Source organism: Streptomyces misionensis, assembly GCF_007896895.1.
Taxonomy (GTDB): Bacteria; Actinomycetota; Actinomycetes; order Streptomycetales; family Streptomycetaceae; genus Streptomyces; species Streptomyces misionensis_A.
In genome coordinates, this window is the sequence record NZ_VOGW01000172.1 from 1 (window position 1) to 5,489 (window position 5,489).

Genomic DNA, 5,489 nt, shown 5'->3' on the forward strand with positions numbered 1-5,489 from the left:
AGCCGGCGTGTCACGTCGGGGTCCAGGAGGGCCGCGCCGGTGGCCACGGTTCGGATGCCGTGGAGCAGCCGGTCCGGGGGCGCGTCCTTGAGGAGGAAACCGCTGGCGCCGGCGCGCAGTGCCTCGTAGACGTATTCGTCCAGGTTGAACGTGGTCACCACGAGAACTTTGACGGGGTGGGCCACTCCGGCGCCGGCCAGCAGACGGGTGGCTTCGAGGCCGTCGAGGACCGGCATGCGGATGTCCATCAGGACGACGTCGGGCCGTACCGTGCGGGCGAGTTCGACTCCGGTTCGCCCGTCTCCGCATTCGCCCGCCACCTCCATGTCGGGCTGGGCGCCGATGATGGTGACCAGGCCGGTGCGGATCAGCATCTGGTCGTCGCAGACCAGGACCCGGATCGGTGCGCTCACGAGGTGCCGCCGGCGGGAATGCGTGCCCGTACGGTGAAGCCGCCGTCCGTGCCGCCGGCGGCGCTGAAGTCGCCGCCCAGGACGTCGACGCGTGCGCGCAGTCCGGCCAGGCCCCGCCCGCTGCCGACGGCCGCCGCGCTGCACGAACCGGCTCCGTCCGTGCTGACCTCGACGGTGATCTCCCTGTCGCTGTGCCGCACCTGGACGGAAGTCCGGCTGCCGTGAGCGTACTTGAGGGCGTTGGTCAGTGCCTCCTGCACCACCCGGTAGGCGACGAGGTCGGCGCTGCCGGTCGATGCCGGGGGCGTGCCCTGCTCGGTGAAGTCCACCGGCTGTCCGGCCCGGCGGGTCTGCTCGACGAGGGTGAGGACCCTGCCGACGGCCGGTGTCCTGGGCTCCTTGGGCTCCGGCGTACCGGTGCCGGTGCCGTGATCGGGGTTGAGCAGGTCGAGCAGGTGGCGCAGGTCGGTGATGGCGCGACGGCCGGTGTCGCTGACAGCCGTCAGGGACTGCTCGAGCCGCTCGGGTGCGGCGGTCAGGTAGCGGGCGGCCTCGGCCTGGACGACCATCGCGGTCACGTGGTGGGTCACCACGTCGTGCAGTTCGCGGGCGATCCGGGTGCGTTCGGCGGTACGGGTCTGCGCCGCCACGCGCTCGCGGCGTTCGGCCTCCGCGGCCCGAGTGGACCGCAGCCATGCCCCGGCACCAAAGGCCAGGGCCAGCACCAGGTAGAACGTCACGAACCCCGCCGGCGTCTCGTCGCCCGAACCGAGCCGGGAAAGCGCTACCGCCAGCGGCACGTACGCCACGGAGAGAAGCAGGACGGTGGTGCGCCGACTGCGTTCCAGATGGGACCCCGCGCTGATCAGCGCGATGGGCAGGGTGGTACCGGCGGTCGAGTGATAGCCGCGTAGCTGGTCGAGAGCGAAGCCGCACGCCACCAGGGCGAGACAGACGGCCGGCCACCGCCTGCGCACCATCAGCGGAAGGCATTCGAGCCCCAGGGCGACGACGGCGAGCGCGTCGAACGGACGGGTCGGCAGGTCCCCGACCTCCGTCCCGTGGCCGCGCAGTCCCGGCAGGAACGAAGCGACCAGGAACAGTATCCCGAGCGGAAGGTCGCGGACGGTGACGTCGAGCCGGCGCCACATCCGGCCGGCCCCCTGAAGGCTCATCACCGGGCGAGTGTAGCGAGGGCGTCGACGCGCTCGGCGCGCTGCCGGGGAACGATGTGGCCGCGCCGGTGGGCCAGCCACAGGAAGGCGACCGTCAGCAACGCACCGAACAGCACCGAGTACACACTGGCCTCCGGGCCGAACTCGCCGCCCGTGATCAGCTTGGTGCCGGACGTCGAGGCGTCCAGGAGCCCGTGTGTGTCGCCGTTGCCCGAGACCTCGGTGCCGAAGATGCCGGACTCCGCGAAGTTCCAGCCGAAGTGCAGGCCGATCGGGAGCCACAGGGAGCGGGTGGCGGCATACGCGGCGGCGAGCATGCCGCCGGCCTCGATCGCGATGGCGATGCCACCCAGCAGGGTGGCGTCCTTGTTGAGCAGATGGACCGCCCCGAACACGACACCGGACAGAGCCAGCGCGATGTACGTCCCCAGACCTCGCTCCACGAGCCGGAAGAGCAGGCCGCGGAACATCAGTTCCTCCGTGACGGCGGCGCCGGCCATGAAGCCGAACAGCGCGACCGCCCCGGTCGGCGAGCCGAAGCCGTGGACCTTGTAGTCCCCGAGGAGGTAGATGTTCGCGATGACGCACCCGAACATCGCGACACCGATGGCCAGGCCCCGCGCGAGCGCACCCCGCGCTCCCTCCCGGGCAAGCTCCGTGACCGGTCGCCGCTCGGTGCGCCCCACGACCCACCGGTAGACGAACACGGAGAGCACGACCGTCAGGCCGGCCAGGAGGAGCGAGAGCCACGGGTTGCCCTGCACCGCGGTGACGCTCTGACCGCCGACCGCACCGACCGCGACCACGGCCAGTATCTGCCACACCAGTTTCACGACGACTCCTTCTTCGCTTCCGCTTCCGGCTCCCCGTCCGGTCCGCGGCCGGGACGCCGCGGCTGAACTGAACGCTATGGAAACGGTGATCGGGAATCGTCACCTCACGGTGGACACCTGCGCGTAGCTCTCACGGGGGACGGGCCCCGCGACCGGGGGACGGGCCCCGCGATGGGCAGCCCCGCCGGCATCCTCGCCCGGTCTTTGTCATGTCAGTTCCGTGTCAGCGGTCCGTGTCACTTTCTTTCCCGTGAACGACCCCGGAAACAAAAGGGGTCGGGAGCGAGGAGAGGTGCCCGGAGTGGTTGATCGGGGACCAGCGAGCACGCCTCGAGGTCGGATCCCGTCAGGGGTCCACGCAGGTTCGAATCCTGCCCTCTCCGCTTCATGCGGTACGCCGCTCTCCGAGTAACTCCCGGTGAGCGGCGTGCCGTTGCCGCGCGGCGCCGTCGATGTCCCGTACGTTACGTACTGATCCGCTGGGTCTCGCTGATCCGCTGGGTCTCGTGGGGGGCACGTTCTCGTTCCGGCAAGGCCACCGCGGCTCCGACTCCTGGCCGTCTCGCCGCGCCACCCAGGCGCGTCGCTCGGGCTTCCAGTGCGGACGGCCTGTCCGATGGGCAGGCCCGGCGTTGCTGCTCAGAGTGTCGGTGACGTCCAGGTGGCGTCGATGACATGGTCTACGACGTCGTGGAGGCTGGAGCGGTGGCGGTAGGCGGCGCGCTGTCGATCGGCTCCGCTTCCTTGGGTGCGCAGGCGATCCCAGTGGGTGCGTACGAGGTCGAGATCACCGCTGCGGCGCAGGGCGGGCGCAAGGGCACGCAGCATGCGCTCGACCTGCGAGGTCGTACGGACCAGTTGGCGGGTGACGGGGTCGAGGGCCTGTCCGGCCAAACCGTCGCGTGCTGCCCGCCAGCAGGCCGCGCGCAGCATCTCGGGGGCGGGGCGGGGGGCCGGCTCACCGGCGCGGATGGCGCCGAGGGCGGTGGCGACCAGTGCGCGGATGACGGCGGCGAGCAGGACGGTGTCCTCAGGGGTGAGCCCCGCGTCGGCGACGCGTACCTCGATGGTGGGCAGGTGGTGCGAGGGGCGGATGTCCCAGTAGAGGCCACCGTGGTCCATGACGGCTCGCGTGAGGATGAGTTCTTCGACCGGGTCCTGGAAGTGGGCGGTGGAGTCGAAGTACGGCGGTGGGCCGGCCACCGGCCACCGCCCCCAGGTGGTGGTGCGCCAGCTGGCATAGCCGGTGTCGCGGCCGTTCCAGTACGGGGAGTTCGCCGCCAGCGCGGTCAAAGTGGGCAACCAGGGCCGCAAGTGGTTGCTCACTTCGATCGCTTCTCCCGGATCGGCCACGCCGACGTGCACGTGGCACGCGCACGCGCTCTGCTCGTCGTCCAGCGCGCGGAAGACGGAGAGGCTCTCCGCGTAGCGCCGGCCCGGTGTGAGGGGCACGGGGGCGACCAGGCCGGTGATCGGGGATCCGCTGGAGGCGATCCGCAGGCCGCGGCCGGCGGCCGCCCGTGCCAGAACTGCTCGTGTGGCGCGGATTTCTTCGGCCGCCTCGCTCAGGCAGGTGTGTGGGCTGGTACGGCCTTCGACCTGGTAGCGGGTCAGTTCGGTGCCGACGCGGTGGCCGAGTTCACCGGCAGCCGCGGCGGCCACTTGCGGGCCCTGAGGCCTGACGGCCCTGGTGACGGGATCGACGAGGAGGAACTCCTCCTCCACCCCCACGGTCAGCGGAGCGGCCATTGCCCTGGGGCCGTCGGGCAGGGGGGCGGGGACGTCGTCTGTCGGTGATTGCCGCTGCGGCTGACTCGTCATGTATGGGCACTCTGGCAGAGGAAGCTGCCAGGCAGGTGGCGAAACGGCGCGCTCGTCCGGTTTTCGACCGGGCCGGCGCGGGAGCGGGATCGGCTGCCCCTGGCACAACGCCCGCCCCCCGGCGGGCCGTCCCCGCCGGCGCGACGGCCCGGGAGAGGCCGCACCGGAGTGCAGCCGGCGCGCCGGAACCGGCCGGAGCCTGCCGTCCGGGTCGGGTGCCGGGTGGGTGGCCGGCGCCCGGGCGGGGAGGTCGGGCAGCGCCCAGCGTGCGGTGTACAGGCGGCAGCCGGATTCCGTGCCGCGCACGGTCTTCGGCTCGCTGAGGAGCAGGCGGTGGGTGGAGATGGCAGGGGCCACCATCTGGCCGCGCAGACCTGGATCGCGGCGGCGGCCGCAGGACGAGACAGAGGTGGCGGCGGGCGGGCTTCGGCGAGCAGATGCCGACGGTGGAAGCGGCCGCCTTCGTGCATCACGAGCACCGTCGCGGTGACGTCGGCGGCCGCCGGCGCCACGACCACGGCGGCGACCCGGGCCCGGATCGCGGCGGCTGCGGCGCGGGGTGCTCGAGAAGGGAGTCGATGACGTCGGCGTCGGTACTGGAGGTGCGGATCGCGCTCGCCTTCCATCACGCGCGCAGCCGCGTGCTCGGCGGGCGCGTCTTCTTCGCGGCCAATCGGTTCGGCTTGGTACGGGCCCGCTCGGAGACCACGGGCAGGAACCGGAACCTCGGTCCCCCGTCGTCGACGGCGTTGACGTACTCGTGCTCCGGCTCCGCCCGGCACGCGGCGATCTGGTCGCTGCGCCGGATGGTCCGGCGGATCAGCTCATGCGGGACGGCGCCGCCGGGCCCGCGACTTCCGGCCTTCTGCGGCACCCGCCCCGAGGGCCTTCGCGGTCTCAGCGCCGCGCGCACCGCCGACGGTGGCGGCAGCCGGGGTCAGAGGGCCGGCAGCCAGGTGTCGAGGGCCGCGGCCAGTTCCTCGCGCCCGGTGAAGAGGTGTCCGTTCATGCCGGTGGCCTGCGCTGCGCGTACGTTCTCGACGCGGTCGTCGACGAAGAGGAAGTCGGCGGGCGCGGCGTGCAGGGCGACGATGCAGTGGCGGAACGCCGCCGGGTCCGGTTTGGCGGCCTTGATCTTCCCTGAGAAGGCGACATGGCCGAGGTCGCGGACCCAGGGCTGGGCGGCGAGGAAGGCGTCGGCGTGGTCGGCGGGGATGTTGGACCGCACGATGGGGCGGCAGGGGGAC

General features: G+C 72.2%; 6 protein-coding genes and 1 pseudogene. 1 reads left to right on the forward strand and 6 read right to left on the reverse strand.

The features are described 5' to 3' along the window. From FRZ03_RS28350 to FRZ03_RS28360, 3 genes are all read right to left on the reverse strand, one after another. Window positions 1-413, reverse strand: a 413-nt coding sequence (locus FRZ03_RS28350) for a response regulator (RefSeq protein ID WP_146467956.1), incomplete at its 3' end; no start/stop codon positions are given. Continuing rightward, window positions 410-1,588 carry a sensor histidine kinase gene (locus tag FRZ03_RS28355; RefSeq protein ID WP_146467971.1) on the reverse strand — a complete coding sequence of 393 codons (1,179 nt, stop codon included), beginning with the start codon at window positions 1,586-1,588 and terminating at the stop codon, window positions 410-412. The genes FRZ03_RS28355 and FRZ03_RS28350, both read right to left, overlap by 4 nt. After that, window positions 1,588-2,421 (reverse strand): CPBP family intramembrane glutamic endopeptidase, encoded by an 834-nt coding sequence (locus tag FRZ03_RS28360; protein WP_146467957.1) that lies wholly within the window; start codon window positions 2,419-2,421, stop codon window positions 1,588-1,590. The genes FRZ03_RS28355 and FRZ03_RS28360 overlap by 1 nt, the downstream gene beginning before the upstream one ends. Window positions 2,422-2,707: 286 nt before the next feature. On the opposite strand from FRZ03_RS28360, the pseudogene FRZ03_RS39430 reads away from it, so the two are divergent. Next, window positions 2,708-2,804, forward strand: a pseudogene (locus tag FRZ03_RS39430). 256 nt (window positions 2,805-3,060) lie between these two features. On the opposite strand, the gene FRZ03_RS28365 reads toward FRZ03_RS39430, so the two are convergent. The 3 genes from FRZ03_RS28365 to FRZ03_RS28375 form a co-directional block, all read right to left on the reverse strand. Next, window positions 3,061-4,242, reverse strand: a complete 1,182-nt coding sequence (locus FRZ03_RS28365; RefSeq protein WP_261399380.1) for a carboxylate-amine ligase — start codon at window positions 4,240-4,242, stop codon at window positions 3,061-3,063. Between the two features lie 625 nt (window positions 4,243-4,867). Beyond that, window positions 4,868-5,116, reverse strand: a complete 249-nt coding sequence (locus FRZ03_RS28370) for a hypothetical protein (RefSeq protein ID WP_146467958.1) — start codon at window positions 5,114-5,116, stop codon at window positions 4,868-4,870. A gap of 63 nt (window positions 5,117-5,179) precedes the next feature. After that, window positions 5,180-5,489: HAD-IA family hydrolase (locus FRZ03_RS28375; protein ID WP_146467973.1), on the reverse strand; the 310-nt coding region annotated here is incomplete at its 5' end.

Coding starts and splice junctions, on each gene's coding strand:
- FRZ03_RS28355 (WP_146467971.1), bottom strand. CDS start 1,588: ATGAGCCTTCAGGGGGCCGGCCGGATGTGGCGCCGGCTCGACGTCACC.
- FRZ03_RS28365 (WP_261399380.1), bottom strand. CDS start 4,242: ATGACGAGTCAGCCGCAGCGGCAATCACCGACAGACGACGTCCCCGCC.